General features: G+C 74.1%; 13 protein-coding genes and 4 riboswitches. Of the genes, 9 read left to right on the top strand and 4 right to left on the bottom strand.

The annotated features are described in order from the left end of the window. Window positions 1-187 precede the first annotated feature (187 nt). Entirely contained in the window at window positions 188-1,213 is a 1,026-nt protein-coding gene (locus tag ACGF0D_RS20015; protein ID WP_392877023.1) for a peptidase, read from the bottom strand. A gap of 4 nt (window positions 1,214-1,217) precedes the next feature. Beyond that, window positions 1,218-1,718 (bottom strand): hypothetical protein, encoded by a 501-nt coding sequence (locus ACGF0D_RS20010; RefSeq protein ID WP_392918009.1) that lies wholly within the window; start codon window positions 1,716-1,718, stop codon window positions 1,218-1,220. A 351-nt stretch (window positions 1,719-2,069) separates the two neighbouring features. Continuing rightward, window positions 2,070-2,261: riboswitch (cobalamin riboswitch) on the top strand. Between the two features lie 211 nt (window positions 2,262-2,472). On the opposite strand from ACGF0D_RS20010, the gene ACGF0D_RS20005 reads away from it, so the two are divergent. From ACGF0D_RS20005 to ACGF0D_RS19975, 7 genes are all read left to right on the top strand, one after another. Continuing rightward, window positions 2,473-3,972, top strand: coding sequence for a CoA-acylating methylmalonate-semialdehyde dehydrogenase (locus ACGF0D_RS20005; RefSeq protein WP_392918007.1), 1,500 nt, complete (start codon window positions 2,473-2,475; stop codon window positions 3,970-3,972). 8 nt (window positions 3,973-3,980) lie between these two features. Next, window positions 3,981-5,123, top strand: coding sequence for an acyl-CoA dehydrogenase family protein (locus ACGF0D_RS20000; protein WP_392918004.1), 1,143 nt, complete (start codon window positions 3,981-3,983; stop codon window positions 5,121-5,123). Beyond that, a complete protein-coding gene (locus ACGF0D_RS19995) occupies window positions 5,123-6,196 on the top strand; it encodes an enoyl-CoA hydratase/isomerase family protein (RefSeq protein WP_392918001.1) in 1,074 nt (357 codons plus the stop codon). Before ACGF0D_RS20000 ends, ACGF0D_RS19995 begins: the two co-directional genes overlap by 1 nt. Then, the gene (gene mmsB, locus ACGF0D_RS19990; RefSeq protein WP_392917998.1) at window positions 6,193-7,077 is read left to right on the top strand and encodes a 3-hydroxyisobutyrate dehydrogenase; all 885 of its coding nucleotides are present in this window, start codon (window positions 6,193-6,195) and stop codon (window positions 7,075-7,077) included. Before ACGF0D_RS19995 ends, mmsB begins: the two co-directional genes overlap by 4 nt. Continuing rightward, window positions 7,074-7,847 (top strand): enoyl-CoA hydratase, encoded by a 774-nt coding sequence (locus ACGF0D_RS19985; RefSeq protein ID WP_392917995.1) that lies wholly within the window; start codon window positions 7,074-7,076, stop codon window positions 7,845-7,847. Before mmsB ends, ACGF0D_RS19985 begins: the two co-directional genes overlap by 4 nt. 128 nt (window positions 7,848-7,975) lie before the next feature. After that, window positions 7,976-8,116, top strand: a riboswitch (cobalamin riboswitch). Between the two features lie 99 nt (window positions 8,117-8,215). After that, entirely contained in the window at window positions 8,216-9,295 is a 1,080-nt protein-coding gene (locus ACGF0D_RS19980) for a prenyltransferase/squalene oxidase repeat-containing protein (protein WP_392917992.1), read from the top strand. Window positions 9,296-9,324: 29 nt separating this feature from the next. Beyond that, window positions 9,325-9,804, top strand: coding sequence for a flagellar hook-length control protein FliK (locus ACGF0D_RS19975; protein WP_392877035.1), 480 nt, complete (start codon window positions 9,325-9,327; stop codon window positions 9,802-9,804). 65 nt (window positions 9,805-9,869) lie between these two features. Here ACGF0D_RS19975 and ACGF0D_RS19970 read toward each other — a convergent pair whose 3' ends face one another. Then, window positions 9,870-10,217 (bottom strand): hypothetical protein, encoded by a 348-nt coding sequence (locus tag ACGF0D_RS19970; RefSeq protein WP_392917989.1) that lies wholly within the window; start codon window positions 10,215-10,217, stop codon window positions 9,870-9,872. A 107-nt stretch (window positions 10,218-10,324) separates the two neighbouring features. Continuing rightward, the gene (locus ACGF0D_RS19965) at window positions 10,325-11,686 is read right to left on the bottom strand and encodes a hypothetical protein (protein ID WP_392918063.1); all 1,362 of its coding nucleotides are present in this window, start codon (window positions 11,684-11,686) and stop codon (window positions 10,325-10,327) included. 196 nt (window positions 11,687-11,882) lie between these two features. After that, window positions 11,883-11,959: riboswitch (cobalamin riboswitch) on the bottom strand. A gap of 90 nt (window positions 11,960-12,049) precedes the next feature. After that, window positions 12,050-12,180: riboswitch (cobalamin riboswitch) on the top strand. Window positions 12,181-12,347: 167 nt separating this feature from the next. Here ACGF0D_RS19965 and ACGF0D_RS19960 point away from each other — a divergent pair. Both ACGF0D_RS19960 and ACGF0D_RS19955 read left to right on the top strand, forming a co-directional pair. After that, the gene (locus tag ACGF0D_RS19960; protein WP_392917986.1) at window positions 12,348-15,089 is read left to right on the top strand and encodes a prenyltransferase/squalene oxidase repeat-containing protein; all 2,742 of its coding nucleotides are present in this window, start codon (window positions 12,348-12,350) and stop codon (window positions 15,087-15,089) included. A 47-nt stretch (window positions 15,090-15,136) separates the two neighbouring features. Then, window positions 15,137-16,216 (top strand): hypothetical protein, encoded by a 1,080-nt coding sequence (locus tag ACGF0D_RS19955; protein ID WP_392918060.1) that lies wholly within the window; start codon window positions 15,137-15,139, stop codon window positions 16,214-16,216. Window position 16,217: the final 1 nt, after the last annotated feature.

The following is a 16,217-nucleotide window of genomic DNA, read 5'->3' as shown; positions in this document are numbered from 1 at the left end:
TCGCGGCGAGCACACGAGACCCGACGGACAACCCGCCGAACACAGCGGGTGGGCCAGTGGTGCGCCGCAGAGCGCCGGCGAGGATGACGCCGGCGCGAAAGGAGCGGTGGCGCGCTCGATGACGACCCTCATGCGTCACCCACGGAGCGGATCAGCCGGACGCGGGGGCGGGGCTCGGTCGGAGTGGTCACCGGCGGCGCCGGAGGAACTTGAAGAGCAGAAGGCACAGGGCAGCGACGAGGGCCGAAAGCCCGGCGACCACAGGGGACGGGAAGTGCCCTTGCTGGGCGACCGACGCGGCGACCGCTCCAGTGCTACCGGGAGTCGTCGGGAAGGTGACGGTGGCGCGCGCGGTGTGCTCGACCAGGCCGCTCTTGAGCGTGAGCTCCACCGTCGACGAGCCGTCCGACAGCTGTGCGTCCAACGGGACGACCATCTCCGCAGCGTCACCCGGAGCCAGTGTGGTGCCCGTCCTGGCCGGGAACGGTCCGGCGCGCAGTCCGCCCGACCCGTCGAAGACGGAGAGTGCCCCGCCGATGTCCAGGGCGCGGCCCCCCGTGTTGTGGATCCGGGCGCGAACCTCCCCCCGCCCGTCGCGGGCTCGGGCCGGATGGAGCCGCTCGATCTCGAAGTCCGAGGGTGGCTCACCACCGGGACCGACGTCGATGTACATGCGGACGCCCACCCGGCCCTGGAACGTCACATTGTGCGAGCGGTCCGTGGGGGTGTCCGTCTGTGCCCAGATGACGCCGTATCGCTCCCCGGCGGCGGCGTCCCCGGGCACCCGGATGGTGGCGCGTACTCGCACCGTTTCGGAGGCCGCCAGCTCAAGGTCCGCCGTGTCGAGTGACGTCCAGCCGGTCAGCTCGTTGGGGGTGCGCTCCGGCGCGAAGGTGAACTCACCCTTCGCGATGGTGGCCGCCGCGGCGTAGACGTTGACGTGCATCGGCGTGGACGACTCGTTGGTGACCTCCACCCGCCGCTCGATGGTCGAGCCGGGCGCGACGTGGTCGACGATGTAGGCGTGCGCCCTGGGATCCGCACGGCGGCTTTCCGGAGCGTCGAGCAGCTTGATACCGATGGTCTTCCCCGCGGCCGGGTCCCGGGGGGAGGACAACCCGGGTGCCGCATGCCCCGCTGCCGGCATCACCCCGGCCGCCTGTACGAGGGCCAGCGCCAGCAGCAGAACCCCGCACCGGCGCGCGCCCTTCATTCCATCAGGCAACGGACTGGGTCAGCGTTCCGGTGTAGATCCCGCCGACGGCGCTGGGGGGCACGTTGACGGAGATTGTCGGGTTCCAGGACGCGGTGTTGTCTCCGACACCAGCGCTCCCGGTGAGCACCGTCTGCGCGCTGTTGCTCAGCGTCACGTTCGTTGGAGTGGCGGTAATGGTACCGGTCGTCGTCACCGTCCCGACCGTGTAGGTGGCGTCGGTGGCGGCGATCGTCGTCACACCGTTTGTGAAGTCCGTCTCCGCTGCGGTCACCGTCCAGGAGGCCGAGACGAGGGCGCGATCGTCGGTGACGGTACAGGGCCCGATCGGCGCGCTGATGACGGTGCCGGGCGCTCCCGAGCCGAGGTTGGCACTGGCCGGTACCGTCAGCGTCAACGCGCCGGACGTGACGGCGAACGTGACTGTGGTGCTGGGGTCGGCCGCCGCGACGGCGAGGCCCGGCTGGACCGCGACGAGAGTCACGGCTGCGGCCGCGATGGACATGATTCGTGCAAGCACAATTGCTCCCGAAGTAGCTGCCCGCCAACGGACACTGGCAGACGTGGCGTCAGGGAATCGGGCGCGGCCCTGTTCACGCAAGCCGACGCGCGCCACACTCCGCCACACGAATGACCCCGTTTCAGCCGGATCGAAGCCCAGCCCGCGACACGCGGGGTGCGGTGCGGGCCGTTCCGTACGGTCTCCTTCGACGGCCGCGGCTCGGCACGCCGGGACCGCCGCGCCCTCACCCCCCACCAAAGCCGGGAGCGCACGGCCGGCCGGGCCCGCTCGGTGGCGCAGGATCGGCGGGCCTCAGGGCGGGCACAACGCGCAGACGGCGCCCTCTGGACTTACTAGGACGTCCAACTATATGGTCGACGGCAGGTCCGCGGTGTCAGGGAAGCCGGTGTGAGTCCGGCACGGTCCCGCCACTGTGACCGGGGAGTTCGTCCTCGTGAGGGACGGCCACTGGCAGCCAGCCGGGAAGGCCTGAGGGCGTGCGGTGATCCGGGAGTCAGGATACCGGCCGCGGGTGATCCGTGTTTTCCACGAGGATGGAGACGACACGCATGACTCCGGGCTGCTCCCGTTCCACTGCTCCTGGCTGTCCTGTGCCGACGACTGCCGGGGCCCAACCGCTCTGACGGTTCGTCATGCCACCGCCACCGTGACGTCGCGCGGCCGCATCACCGTGCGCCCGCCCGTCGGCGGCGGCCTCCATTCCTCCTCTCCCCGACCCTGTCGAGAGTAGGAACCGATGGTCCGTGAACTGACCCACTTCGTCGGCGGCAAGCGCGTCGCCGGGACGTCCGGCCGCTTCGGCGACGTGTACGACCCCAACACCGGCCGGGTGCAGGCCCGGGTGCCGCTGGCCGACCGCGCCGAGGTCGAGGCGGTGATCGCCGACGCCGCGCAGGCCCAGCCCGCGTGGGCGGCCTGGAACCCGCAGCGGCGGGCGCGGGTGCTGCTGCGCTTCCTGCAACTGGTCGAGCAGGAGAAGGAGGAACTGGCCCGGCTGCTGTCCGCCGAGCACGGCAAGACCGTGGCCGACGCCCACGGCGACATCCAACGCGGCCTGGAGGTCGTGGAGTTCGCCGCCGGGATCCCGCACCTGCTGAAGGGCGAGTTCAGCGACAACGCCGGCACCGGCATCGACGTCTACTCGATGCGCCAGCCGCTCGGCGTCGTCGCCGGCATCACGCCGTTCAACTTCCCCGCGATGATCCCACTCTGGAAGGCCGCACCCGCGCTGGCCTGCGGCAACGCCTTCGTCCTCAAGCCCTCCGAGCGCGACCCCTCGGTGCCGCTGCGGCTGGCCGAGCTGTTCCTGGAGGCCGGGCTGCCGCCGGGCGTGCTCAACGTGGTCAACGGCGGCAAGGAGGCCGTGGACACCCTGCTGGAGGACCCGCGGGTCGAGGCGCTCGGTTTCGTCGGCTCCACGCCGATCGCCCAGTACGTGTACGCGACCGCCGCTGCGCACGGGAAGCGGGCGCAGTGCTTCGGCGGCGCCAAGAACCACATGATCGTGATGCCGGACGCCGACCTCGACCAGGCCGCCGACGCGCTGGTCGGCGCCGGCTACGGCTCGGCCGGGGAACGCTGCATGGCGATCTCGGTCGCCGTACCGGTGGGCGAGGAGACCGCGGACGCCCTGGTGGCGAAGCTGGTCGAGCGGATCGCCGGGCTCAAGATCGGCCGCTCGGACGACCCGGCGGCGGACTTCGGCCCGCTGGTGGGCCGCGACGCGCTGGACCGCGTCCGCGACCACCTGGACCTCGGCGTCCGGGAGGGCGCCGAACTCGTCGTGGACGGAAGGGACTTCCGCCTCCCCGGCCACGAGGACGGCTACTTCCTCGGCGCCTCCCTGTTCGACCGGGTCACCCCGGACATGCGGATCTACCAGGAGGAGATCTTCGGCCCGGTGCTCACCGTCGTCCGCGCCGCCGACTACGAGGAGGCGCTGCGGCTGCCCAGCGAGCACCAGTACGGCAACGGCGTGGCCATCTACACCCGGGACGGCGACACCGCCCGTGACTTCACCCGCCGGGTGAACACCGGCATGGTCGGCGTCAACGTGCCCATCCCGGTCCCGATCGCCTACCACACCTTCGGCGGCTGGAAGCGCTCCGCCTTCGGCGACCTCAACCAGCACGGGCCGGACTCGATCCGCTTCTACACCCGCACCCGCACCGTCACCTCGCGCTGGCCCTCCGGGGTCAAGGAGGGCGCGAGCTTCACCATGCCGACGATGGGCTGAGGCGGGCCGTGCACACGCAACTGACCGACGATCAACTCGCCATCGTCGAGACGACCCGGACCTTCGCCCGCGAGCACCTCGCACCGAACGCCGTCGAGTGGGACCAGGCCAAGCACTTCCCGGTGGACGTGCTGCGCAAGGCGGCGGAGGTCGGCCTGGCCGGCGTCTACGTCGGCGAGGAGTCCGGCGGATCCGGGCTCACCCGCGCCGACGGCGTGCTCGTCTTCGAGGCGCTGGCGACCGGCTGCCCCTCGATCGCCGCCTACCTGTCCATCCACAACATGGTCGCCTGGATGATCGACCGCTACGGCGACGACGCCCAGCGCGCCCGGTGGCTGGCTGGTCTCTGCACGATGGAGACCCCCGCCAGCTACTGCCTCACCGAGCCGGGCGCCGGCTCGGACGCCGCCGCGCTCACCACCCGGGCCCGCCGGGACGGGGACGCCTGGGTGCTCGACGGCGTCAAGCAGTTCATCTCCGGCGCCGGCGCCTCCGAGGTCTACCTGGTGATGGCCCGCACCGGCGGCCCGGGGGCCGACGGGGTGTCCGCCTTCGTCGTCCAACGGGACGACCCCGGCGTCTCGTTCGGGCCGAACGAGCGGAAGATGGGCTGGAACGCCCAGCCCACCCGGCAGGTGCTCCTCGACGGGGTGCGCCTGCCCGCCGACCGCCTGCTCGGCGCGGAGGGCGAGGGCTTCCGGATCGCCATGAGCGGGCTGAACGGGGGCCGGCTCGGCATCGCCGCCTGCTCGCTCGGCGGCGCGCAGGACGCCCTGGAGCGCGCCACCGGCTACCTGGCGGACCGCGAGGCGTTCGGCGCCCGGCTCCTGCACTCCCAGGCCCTGCAGTTCCGACTCGCCGACATGGCGACGGAGTTGGAGGCGGCCAGGGCGCTGGTATGGCGGGCGGCGGCCGCCCTGGACCGGGGCGATCCCCGGGCGCCCCAGCTGTGCGCGATGGCCAAGCGCTACGCCACCGACACCGGCTTCGAGGTCGCCAACCAGGCCCTCCAACTGCACGGCGGCTACGGCTACCTGGCCGAGTACGGCATCGAGAAGATCGTCCGCGACCTGCGGGTGCACCAGATCCTGGAAGGGACCAACGAGATCATGCGCGTCATCGTCGCCCGCGGCCTGACCGGAGCCGCGTGATGACCCCGAACGACACCGCGGAGGTCCTCGTCCAGCGGGAGGGCCGGGCCGGGCTGATCGTCCTCAACCGGCCGGCGGCCCTGAACGCCCTCACCCACGGCATGGTGCGGCGGATCGCGCAGGCCCTGGACACCTGGGAGGAGGACGACCGGGTCGACACCGTCGTCGTCACCGGCGCCGGTGAACGGGCCTTCTGCGCGGGCGGCGACATCGTCGCCATCCACCGCGCCGCCACCGGCGGGGACCGGGGCGCCGTCGAGGAGTTCTGGCGCGACGAGTACCGCCTCAACGCCCGGATCGCCCGCTACCCCAAGCCCTACGTGGCGCTCATGAGCGGCATCGTGATGGGCGGCGGCGTCGGCGTCTCCGCCCACGGCAGCGTCCGCATCGTCACCGGGACGACCCGCGTGGCCATGCCGGAGGCGGGCATCGGCTTCGTCCCCGATGTCGGCGGCACGTACCTGCTCGCCCTCGCTCCGGGCGAGTTGGGCACCCACCTGGCCCTGACCGCCGGTTCCGTCGGTGCCGCGGACGCGCTGCTCTGTGGGCTCGCCGACCACTTCGTTCCCACGGAGAAGGTCCCGGCGCTGCTCGACGACCTCGCCGAGCTGCCCGTGCACGACGCCCTCGAACGGCACGTCGGACCGGCGCCGGCCGGTGTGCTGGACGGACAGCGCGGATGGATCGACCGGTGCTACGCGGCCGGCACCGTCGAGGAGATCCTCGACCGGCTGCGGGACAGCGGTGAACCGGAGGCGAAGAAGGCCGTCGACCGGATCACCGCCAACTCGCCCACCGCCGTGAAGGCCACGCTGGCCGCGTTGCGACGGGCCCGCGCCCTCGGCCCGCTGGAGGCCGTCCTGGACCAGGAGTACCGCACCTCCTGCGCGGCCCTGGCCACCGGCGACCTCGCCGAGGGCATCCGGGCCCAGGTGATCGACAAGGACCGTTCGCCGCGGTGGAGCCCGGCGGCGCTGGGCGCCGTCGAACCCGCCGCTGTGGCCCGCTACTTCGCCCCGCTCGGCGAGCGCGAACTCGGCCTCGCCGCCACCACACCCCTGGAGCGCTGGTGACCCTCGACATCGGATTCATCGGACTGGGCAACATGGGCGGCCCGATGGCCGCCAACCTCGTCAAGGCCGGCCACCGGGTGACCGGCTACGACCTCGCGGCGGACGCCCGTGAGCGGGCGGCGGGCCACGGGATCGCCGTCGCCGAGTCGGCGGAGCGGGCGGTGGCCGGGGCCGAGGTGGTCATCACCATGCTGCCGACCGGCCGGCACGTGCTGGAGGCCTACGAGGGCCTGACCGCCGCCGCGCGCGAGGCGCTGTTCGTGGACTGCTCCACCATCGCCGTCGGGGACGCCCGGATCGCCGCCGACCTGGCCCGCACGACCGGGCACCGGGCCGTCGACGCGCCGGTGTCCGGTGGTGTGCCCGGCGCCGAGGCCGCGAGCCTGACCTTCATGGTCGGCGCGGAGGACGCCGACTTCGGCGAGGCCGAACCGTTGCTGGCCGCGATGGGCCGCCGGGTCGTGCACTGCGGCGCCTCCGGGGCGGGGCAGGCCGCGAAGATCTGCAACAACATGATCCTCGGCGTCTCGATGATCGCGGTCAGCGAGGCCTTCGTCCTCGGGGAGAGCCTCGGGCTCAGCCACGAGGCGCTGTTCGACGTGGCCTCCGCCGCCTCCGGGCAGTGCTGGGCGCTCACGTCCAACTGCCCCGTCCCCGGGCCCGTCCCCACCAGCCCGGCGAACCGCGACTACGCGGCCGGGTTCGCCGCCGCCCTGATGGCCAAGGACCTCGGACTGGCCGCCGGGGCGGCCGATTCCGCCGGCCTGCCCACCGAACTCGGGCGCAGGGCAGCGCAGTTGTACGCCGACTTCGCGGCGGCCGACGGCGCCGGGCTGGACTTCTCCGCCATCATCACCACCCTCGGGAAGGGCACCGCATGACCTACGAGACGATCCTGGTCGAGCGCAAGGGCCGGGTCGGGCTGATCACCCTCGACCGCCCGAAGGCGCTCAACGCGCTCAACACCCTCCTGATGAACGAAGTCGTCGCCGCGGCAACGGACTTCGACCGTGACCCGGACATCGGCTGTCTGGTGGTCACCGGTTCGGAGAAGGCGTTCGCGGCCGGCGCCGACATCAAGGAGATGCAGTCCCTGGAGTTCGTCGACGCCTACCTCGGCGACTGGTTCGCGGCCTGGGACCGGTTCGCCGCGCTGCGCAAGCCCGTCGTGGCGGCCGTCGCCGGCTACGCGCTGGGCGGCGGCTGCGAGCTGGCGATGCTGTGCGACGTCCTGCTCGCGGCGGACACCGCGAAGTTCGGGCAGCCGGAGATCAAGCTCGGCGTCATCCCCGGCATCGGCGGCTCGCAGCGACTGACCCGCGCGGTCGGCAAGGCCAAGGCCATGGAACTGTGCCTGACCGGCCGGGTGATGGGCGCCGAGGAGGCCGAGCGGGCCGGCCTGGTCTCCCGGATCGTCCCGGCCGACCAGCTGCTCACCGAGGCGCTGGCCACCGCCGAAACCATCGCGGCGATGTCCGCCCCGGCGGCGATCATGCTCAAGGAAAGCGTCAACCGCTCGTACGAGACCACCCTCGCCGAAGGCGTCCGCTTCGAGCGCCGGCTCTTCCACGCCACCTTCGCCACGGCGGACCAGAAGGAGGGCATGGCCGCCTTCACCGAGAAGCGCCCGCCGGAGTTCCGCAACCGCTGACGGCCCGCGCGGTGCGCCCCCTCGACGGGGTGGCGCACCGCCCGTCGGCTCAGGACCTACCGGAGCAGCGTCACGGGAGGCTTCGAACACCGTGCTGTGACGCACGATCCCTTGACCGGATCTTTCCCGTTTCGCCATGATGAGCCGTCATGTTCTGACTCCGCCGATGGGGGAAGTCCGGTCCGAATCCGGCGCTGACCCGCAACGGTAGGCCGTCGACGCCATGTCGGCGGCGAGCCCGATTACCCGTCGGCGGAGGTGTGTCGTCCCCTCCTCCCGTCGTGGTCTGCGGGCCGGAGCTCCGAGGGCTGCCCCGGCACCGTGCCGCTGTCCTCCGGGCCCCTGCGTCCAGGCCCGGAAAGGCACCCATGCCCACGCTCCGCCGCACTCTCGGTCTGCTCGCGATACCCGCCCTGGCGCTCGCCACCGCGCTCCCCGCCACCGCCACCGCTGCCACCGCCGCCCACGCCGACACGGCCTCGTCCAGGACCGTCCTTCCCGACGCCGCGGCGGCCGGCTGGCTGGCCCGCCAGCTCGTCGACGGGGACCACTTCGAGTCCGTCTTCAACGGCACCGCCTACCCCGACCAGGGCCTGACCATCGACGCCGTGCTGGCCTTCGCGGCCTCGCGCAGCTCCGACGAGGCCGCCGCCAAGGCGACCGCCTGGCTGGCGAAGCCCGAGATCCTCTCCGGCTACCTCGGCGACGGCACGACCGAGGCGTACGCGGGCGCGACCGCCAAGCTGCTGCTCGCCGTCGAGGTGCGCGGCGCGAACCCCGCGAGCTTCGGCGGCGTCGACCTGCCCTCGCGGCTGCGCTCCCTCCAGACCACGGAGGGGCGCTTCTCCGACCGCTCCCAGTGGGGCGACTACAGCAACGCCTTCGGCCAGTCACTGGCCCTGATCGCCCTGCACCGCACCCCCGGTGACGCCCCGACGGCGGCCGTGGACTTCCTCGCGAACAGCCAGTGCGCGGACGGCGGCTTCCCCCTCTCCTTCGGCCAACCCACCTGCGCCGGTGACCCGGACGCCACCGCCCTCGCCGTGCAGGCCCTCGCCGCCACCGGCCGCACCGCCAAGGCGAACACCGGCCTCGACTGGCTGGCCGCCCACCAGAACGCCGACGGCGGCTTCGCGGCCGCGGGGGCCACCACCTCCAACGCCAACACCACCGGCCTGGCCACCCAGGCGCTGCTCTCCGGCGGGCGCTTCGGCACCGGCCTCAAGGGCTGGAGCCGGCTGGTCAAGTTCCAGCAGGGCTGCTCCGCCGATCCGGCGGTGCGGGGCGCGGTCGCCTACGACGCGACCGGTTTCAACGCGGCCAGCGGCACCCGGGCCACCGCGCAGGCCGTCCTCGGCCTCGCCGGCACCCCGCTGTCGACGCTCTCCGCCGCCGGCGCGCGTCCCGACTCCCCCACCCTGGCCTGCCCGGCACCGGCCACCCGCTGAACGAGCCCGAGACTGCGAGGAGTTCACCGATGACCGACACCGTAACCGCATCCCGCCCCGCCCGCCGCACGCTCGGCTCGATCGCCGCCGCCGCGGCCCTCACCGCCGGCCTGCTCGGCGTCTCCGCCGCCCAGGCCCCGCAGGCCCGGGCCGCCGCCTGCAGCGGCACCACCGGCGTCACCGTCGTGGTCGACTTCACCGCCGTCGGCGGCGGCATCCAGACCGGCTGCGCGCCGGGGGACCCCGCCAGCGGCCTGGCCGCGCTGACCGGCGCCGGGTTCTCGTACGCCTTCCACCCGCGCTACCCGGGCTTCGTCTGCACGATCAACGCGCTGCCGACGACCTGCACCAACCCGACCGGCAGCGCCTACTGGTCGTACTGGCACGCCCAGCACGGCGGCCCCTGGTCGTACAGCAGCCTGGGCGCGGGCAGCTACAACCCGGCGCCGGGTGACGTCGAGGGCTGGTCCTTCGGCGCCGGCGCCCAGCCGGGCATCACGGCGCCCTGACGTCCGACGCGACGCCGGTGCCCCGGCCCCTGCCACGTGGGGGCCGGGGCACCGCGTGCCCGGGTTCACCTGCCGTGCGCCACCCTCCGGCGGCGGACGAAGCGCTCGACCAGCAACACGGTGGCGACGGCCGCCACGGTGAACAGCAGCGTGTTGGCCACGATGCCGGCCGTGGTCAGCCAGCCGGGTTCCTCGCCGTTCGGCAGTGTGGTCTCGGTGAACAGTCCGCCGATGCCGGTCAGCACCCCTCGTGCGAGGTAGACGGCGGCCAGCGCGACGAGGCCGACGGGAAGGGTGAGGACGATCGACGCGAGGTAGTAGCGCCCGTTCTCCGTCAGCCCGCCCAGGACGGCCAGCCCGCCGACCAAGGCCACGTAGCCGCCTGCCACCCATCCGGAAACACCCGTCGGCATCCGTTCCCCCTGTCCTGTGGTCCGGCGGCGGATCCGTCGGGCCGTCGTGGTTCTGCCCCGCCGGAGGGGAGGCGACCCGTGGTCGGCTCCCCTCCGGCGCCGTGCGGTCAGCTGCCGTAGCGCAGCGAGACGGTGTCGCCGAGGTGGACCGTGGTGGCCCGGGTGGCGCCGGTCACGGCGCCGCCGTCCAGGCTGACCTGCCAGGTGGACGAGCCGCTGTTGGCCGTGCCGTTGAGCGCGGTGACGGTGCCGCCGCCGGTGGACGGCGTGACGGAGGTGACGCAGCCGCCCGGGGTGGCGCTGCCTGCCGCGTCGAGGACGTCACCGAGGGTCGCGGTGGTGCCGGTCGGGGTGAGGGTGACGGCGCAGACCTTGGGCGTGCCGGTGCCGTCGTCGACGACCAGGGCGAGCCTGGCGGCGGTGCCGGCGGTGAAGCCGGTGGTGGCGGCCCAGGTGGGTTCGCCCGCGATGGTCGGGGCCGGCGGCGTGGCGGTGAACCCGGCCCCGGCGACGGCGCGCAGCCCGTCCACGGAGGCGTAGGGGGACGGGGTGGTGTCGGTGGGCAGGTACTTGAAGCCGCCGCCGGGCTTGAACTGCTGGGCGATGAGGAAGTCGACCGGGGTCTTGCCGGTGCCGCTGGTGAAGTCGGCGCCCTGGGGGTTGATGCCGCAGGCGTTGAGGCCGGACACGGCCCAGCCGTTGGAGTCGGTGTTCACGCCGAACATGGCGTTGAACGCCCCGGACGAGGCGAGCTTGCCCTTGAGGAAGTTCTTGGCGGCGACGATCGCGGGATCGGTGTTGGGCACGCCGCCGGCGCACAGCGAGGCCATCGCGGCACCGGTCATGTCGATGTCGCTGCCCTGGGCGAGCGCGGTCGGGTCGCCCGCGGCCTTGCTGTAGTTCCAGCCGCCGTCGTTGTGCTGGTTGGCGCGCACGGCGGTGACGGAGGCGTTCAGCAGGGCCTGCGGGGCGCGCTGGGCGCCGGCCTGGGTCTTCGCCCCGGCCAGGGCGAGCAGGCCGAAGACGGTGCCGTTGAAGTTGGCGGACGGGCCGTAGTAGCCGGGCTCGGCGCTCTGCCAGTAGGCGACCGCGTCGGCGATCAGGTTGCGGCCGGGGCCGACCCGGGCCGGGTCGATGCCGGCCGCGTAGGAGTTGAGGATGCCGCGCTCGTAGTCGGTGACCACCGGCGAGCCGCCGGGCCAGCCGGCGGCGGCGAGCTGGTTGCGGTACACCAGGCGGGCGTTCTTGGTGGTGTCACCGCCGGGGGTGACGTCCGCCGCGGCGGTGCCGGCGGCCGCCAGCGCGCTGAAGGCCCACTCGTTGGAGAGCCCGCCGGTGGCGTAGCTGCCGTCGGCGGCCTGGAGGGACTTCAGGTAGGTGACGCCGGTGCTCTTGGAGGTGGCTATCTGGGCCGGGGTGGCCGTCGCGTGGGCGGGGACGGCGGTCAGCAGCAGGGCTCCGGCCGTCAGGGCGACGGTGGCCGCGGAGGCGGCACGGGCCGTGGTGGTCCGCTTCGGGGTGGGGAGGGGCACGGGTCAGGCTCCTTGGGGTGGCGGGCGCCGACCCTGCCCCGGAGGCCCGGCGTCCGTTCGGGAGCGCGCGACTGCCGGAGCGGTCGCCGCCCGGATCGCGTGGGCCGGCATTCGCCGTGGTGCGCGGCCGGGCGGGCATTCGGGCTCGGGACGGCTCGACCGCCACCCCACACCGCTGCGCGTCAGCCCCGGAGTCGCACCGGGTTCCCCCACTCGGCCACCGCGGACGCTACCGCACGGCGGACCGGCCGACGAGGTGGTGTGACCTACCTGACGACCCGTTGACTCGCCGTCGGACGCCGTGGTCTGATGAATCGGTTTTTCGCCCTCGGCATTCAGGGGAAGCCGGTCCAACTCCGGCGCTGACCCGCAACCGTAGACCCACCACCGGTGGGTGAGCCGGAATGCCTGGACCGGGGGTCTGTTCACACAGCACTTGCGTCGTCGCGGACTACGACGCAGCTCTTGACGGCCCCGTGTTCACGTCCACGGGCGGCCGTAGGCTGCGCCGTGGTCTCCCGCGTCGACCGACCGGGGAGTCGTCGTGAGGGTCAGCAGCAGTCGCGCACGTCACAGAAACCGGGACCTCGGGTCCCTGGTGGTCGCAGGCACCGTCGCGGCCGCCGCCTGCGGCACGGTCCTGCTCGGGCTCCCGGGCACCGCCGCCGCCGACCCGGTCGAGCAGTGCACGGCGACGACCGGCGCGATCGTCGCCGTGGACTTCACGCACTGGGGCGGCGGTGTCGTCCGGGGCTGCGACGCCCACCCCACGACCGGGATGAACCTGCTGCACAGCGCGGGCTTCACCACCGCCGGGACCGAGCACGACGGGCCCGCCTTCATCTGCCGGCTCGGCACCGGAACCTTCAACGGCGGCGTCCAGTACCCGACGCCCGCCGAGGAGCCCTGCGTCAACACCCCGCAGGCCACCGCCTACTGGTCGTACTGGATCGCCGAACCCGGCCAACAGACCTGGTCCTACAGCCGGTTCGGCGCCGGGACGCAGCAGCCCAAGCCCGGCGAGGTCGAGGCCTGGGTGTACGGCGGCACCGACATCGGCGGCACCAGCGGGGCGCCGAGCTTCACCCCGGACTCCGTGCGGGCCAAGAACGGCGGCCCCTCGCCCTCCACCTCGCCCTCGGCGACCCCGACCCCGACCGCCACCCCGACCGGGCCCTCCGCCACCGGTGACCCGGCGGCCGCCGCCGCGTGGCTGGCCGGTCAGCTCGTCGGCGGCGACCACATGGAGAACTGGGCCGCCCCCGGGCCGGACTACCCCCGGACCGCCCTCACCGCCGTCGCGCTCGCCGCCTCCGGCAGCCAGGACCCGGCCCTGCGCAAGGTACTCGCCTTCCTCACCGCCCGCACCGACGCGTTCCTGTACCCCGACGGCCCGAGCGCCCAGCCCGACACCAGGGCCGCCGCGCTGCTGGCCCTCGTGGCCGAGAGCACCGGCGGCGACCCCCGCTCCTTCGGCGGCCGGGACCTGATCGCCGCGCTCACCGACCACGTCTGCACCGCGGCCGGCGAGAACGGCAGGTGCACCGCCGCCGGCGACTTCCTCGGCGCGGCCTCGCCCTGGGTCCAGTCCCTCGGCGTCATCGCCCTCCAGCGCGCCGGCGTCACGCCGCCCGCCGCGGCACTGGCCCGCTTCACCGCCCTCCAGTGCGCCGACGGCGGAATCGCCGGATCGATGATCGTCGCCGGTGAGCACTGCGAATCCGACCCGCTCACCACCGCCATGGCCGTCCTCGCCCTGCGCACGGCCCCCGGGTACGAGGCGGCCGCGCGGAAGGCCGCCGACCAGCTCGCGGCGAGCCAGCAGCCCGACGGCTCCCTCCTCCCGTACGCCGGCGCCCCCGGCGACACCCTCAGCACCGCGAGCGCCGCCCAGGCGTTCAAGGCCACCGGCCAGGGCGCCCACCGGGCCACCGCCACCGCCTGGCTCGCCGCCCTTCAGAACAAGGACGGCGGCTTCGGCCCCGACGCCTCCACCACCGACCCCGACGCCGCCGCCACCGAGCAGGCGATCCTGGCCCTGACCGGCACCGACCTCACCAGCGTCCGGCACAACCCCGACGGCACCGGCACGACGCCGACCCCGCCCGCCGGACGGAAGCCCGACGCCGCCAGGGGCAGCGCCTACCTCACCGATCCGGCCCGGCTGATCGACGGCCACTACTACGAGGGCTTCCCGGCCTTCGCCGACTTCGGCCTCACCATCGACGGCGCCTACGCCCTCGCCGCCACCGGCACCGACGACGCCGCGCTGCGCGGGATCGTCGACTTCCTGGACCAGCAGGGCAAGGACGCGAGCGAGCGCACCGTCAACACCTGGACGGGCATCGGCACCGAGTACGCCGGCGGCGGCTCGATCGGCAAGGAGGCGCTGCTCGCCGAGGTGGTCGGACGCGACCCGCGCGCCTTCGGCGGCCACGACCTGATCGCCGCCCTCGCCGCCCTGGTGTGCACGAAGGCCGATCCGAGCACCGGCTGCGACGCCCCGGGCAACTACGGCTACGCGACGTCGGTGTTCTCCCAGGCCCTCGGAATCATGGCCCAGCTCCGGGCGGGGGACGCCGCCAACGCCGCCCCCGCCATCGCCTACCTGAAGGGCCTCCAGCACCAGGACGGCTCCTGGCCGAGCCTGATCCCCGCCACCGGCGACTCCGACGTGGACAGCACGGCGATGGCCGTCATGGCCCTCGCCCTCGTCCCCGGCGACGACGCCGCAGCCCGGGCCGTCGACCAGGGGCTCGGCTGGCTCGCCGCCCAGCAGCTGCCCGACGGCGGCTTCCCCGGTGCGGCCGGCCACTCGACCAACTCGGCGGCCCTCGCCGTCCAGGGCATGACGCTGCGCAAGGCCGCCTACGAGGGCCAGATCGCCAAGGCGCTCGATTTCCTGGCCGGCCAGCAGAACAGCGACGGCGGGTTCAACGTCGCCTCCGCCGGGCAGCCGGGCTCGGACGTCCGCGCCTCGACGCAGGTGCTGGGCGGTGCCACCGGGATCTCCTTCGGCACGCTGGCCCGCAGCCTCCAGGGCACGCCGACACCCACGCCCACGCCGACCGGGACGGGCACCCCGACCGGGACGCCGACCGGCACTCCCCCGGCGACGCCCACCGGCACGGCGAGCCCGACCGGTCCCGCCACGACGACCACGCCGGCCGTGGCCGTGGACGGCGGCTCCCAGGCCGGGAGCGGCTCCGGCGGCCTGGCCCGTACCGGCACCCAGGCGCTGGCGCTGACGGCGGGTGCCGGCGCGCTGACCGCGCTCGGCGCCGCGGCCGTCCTGATCGCCCGTCGCCGTACCGCGGCCGCCCCGGGGCGGCACCGGTGAGCCGGGCACTCGGCGGGCGCCTCGCGCGACTCTCCGGGGCGGCGGCCCTGACCTTCGCCCTCGCGTGCGGCGGCGTCGCCGCGGGCACGGCCCCGGCGTCCGCGACATCGCTGCCGATCGACCAGTGCACCACCACCTCCGGCGTGGTGCTCGCCGTGGACTTCGGCAAGTGGGGCGGTCCGCTGCTGCGGTCCTGCGGAACCACCCCGACCACCGGCTACACCCTGCTCAACCAGGGCGGTTGGAAGACCACCGGGACCGGGCACGACGGTCCGGCGTTCATCTGCCGGATCGGCTACAGCGGCTTCCAGGGCGGCAAGCAGTACCCGACCCCGGACCAGGAGAAGTGTGTCCTGACGCCCCCGGCAACCGCCTACTGGTCGTACTGGCACGCCGACCCCGGGCAGAACACGTGGTCCTACAGCCAGCTCGGCGCGATGCTCTACCAGCCGAAGCCCGGCAGCGTCGACCTGTGGATCTTCGGCGGCACCAACATCGAGGGCACCGAAGGCCGCCCGACCTTCTCACCGGACAGTGTCCGGGCCCACAACACCACCCCGGGCGGTTCGGGTACCGACCCTCAGCCGCCCCAGCCGCCGGCCGGGGGCTCCTCGGGCGGCACGAACGGCGGCACGAACGGCGGCTCCGGCGGCTCCGGCGGCGGGACATCGGGCGGCGCCGGTTCCTCCGGCGGCTCGGGCACCTCCGCGGGATCCGGTTCCTCCGGCGGGAGCGCCAACGGTGCGTCCGGCGGCGTGAAGCAGCCGCCCGCGGGCGGCGCCGCGGGCGGTCGCCCCGCGCCAGGGAGCCCGTCGGCCGAGGCCCCCGCACCGTCCGCCGCGGACCCGGGCGGCGTTCCCACCGAGCCGACCGCCCCCGCCGAGACGCCCGCCGCCCAGCCGACCGACACGCCGTCGGCGACCGCCACCGACACCGCCGTCGCGGCCACCGGGGCCCCGACCTCCACGAACGCGGCCGGTCCCGCCGTGGTGGACGCCGCCCCGGCGGCCGACGCACCGCACAAGACCGGGTCGATGCTCCCCGCCCTGATCGGCGCCGTCCTCCTCGCGGTGGTCGGCGTGGCCACCCTGGTCGCCGCGCGGCAGCGGCGCCGACGGGCCGAGTGAT

It is taken from the genome of Kitasatospora sp. NPDC048298, assembly GCF_043201465.1.
Lineage (GTDB): Bacteria > Actinomycetota > Actinomycetes > Streptomycetales > Streptomycetaceae > Kitasatospora.
The sequence above is the reverse complement of the archived record's forward strand: the minus strand, read 5'-3'. Positions and strand labels throughout refer to the sequence as shown.

What these genes read in the sequence shown, in the direction of transcription:
- ACGF0D_RS20015 (WP_392877023.1), bottom strand. Translation starts at nt 1,213, where the DNA reads ATGAAGGGCGCGCGCCGGTGCGGGGTTCTGCTGCTGGCGCTGGCCCTC.
- ACGF0D_RS20010 (WP_392918009.1), bottom strand. Translation starts at nt 1,718, where the DNA reads ATGTCCATCGCGGCCGCAGCCGTGACTCTCGTCGCGGTCCAGCCGGGC.
- ACGF0D_RS20005 (WP_392918007.1), top strand. Translation starts at nt 2,473, where the DNA reads ATGGTCCGTGAACTGACCCACTTCGTCGGCGGCAAGCGCGTCGCCGGG.
- ACGF0D_RS19995 (WP_392918001.1), top strand. Translation starts at nt 5,123, where the DNA reads ATGACCCCGAACGACACCGCGGAGGTCCTCGTCCAGCGGGAGGGCCGG.
- ACGF0D_RS19985 (WP_392917995.1), top strand. Translation starts at nt 7,074, where the DNA reads ATGACCTACGAGACGATCCTGGTCGAGCGCAAGGGCCGGGTCGGGCTG.
- ACGF0D_RS19980 (WP_392917992.1), top strand. Translation starts at nt 8,216, where the DNA reads ATGCCCACGCTCCGCCGCACTCTCGGTCTGCTCGCGATACCCGCCCTG.
- ACGF0D_RS19975 (WP_392877035.1), top strand. Translation starts at nt 9,325, where the DNA reads ATGACCGACACCGTAACCGCATCCCGCCCCGCCCGCCGCACGCTCGGC.
- ACGF0D_RS19970 (WP_392917989.1), bottom strand. Translation starts at nt 10,217, where the DNA reads ATGCCGACGGGTGTTTCCGGATGGGTGGCAGGCGGCTACGTGGCCTTG.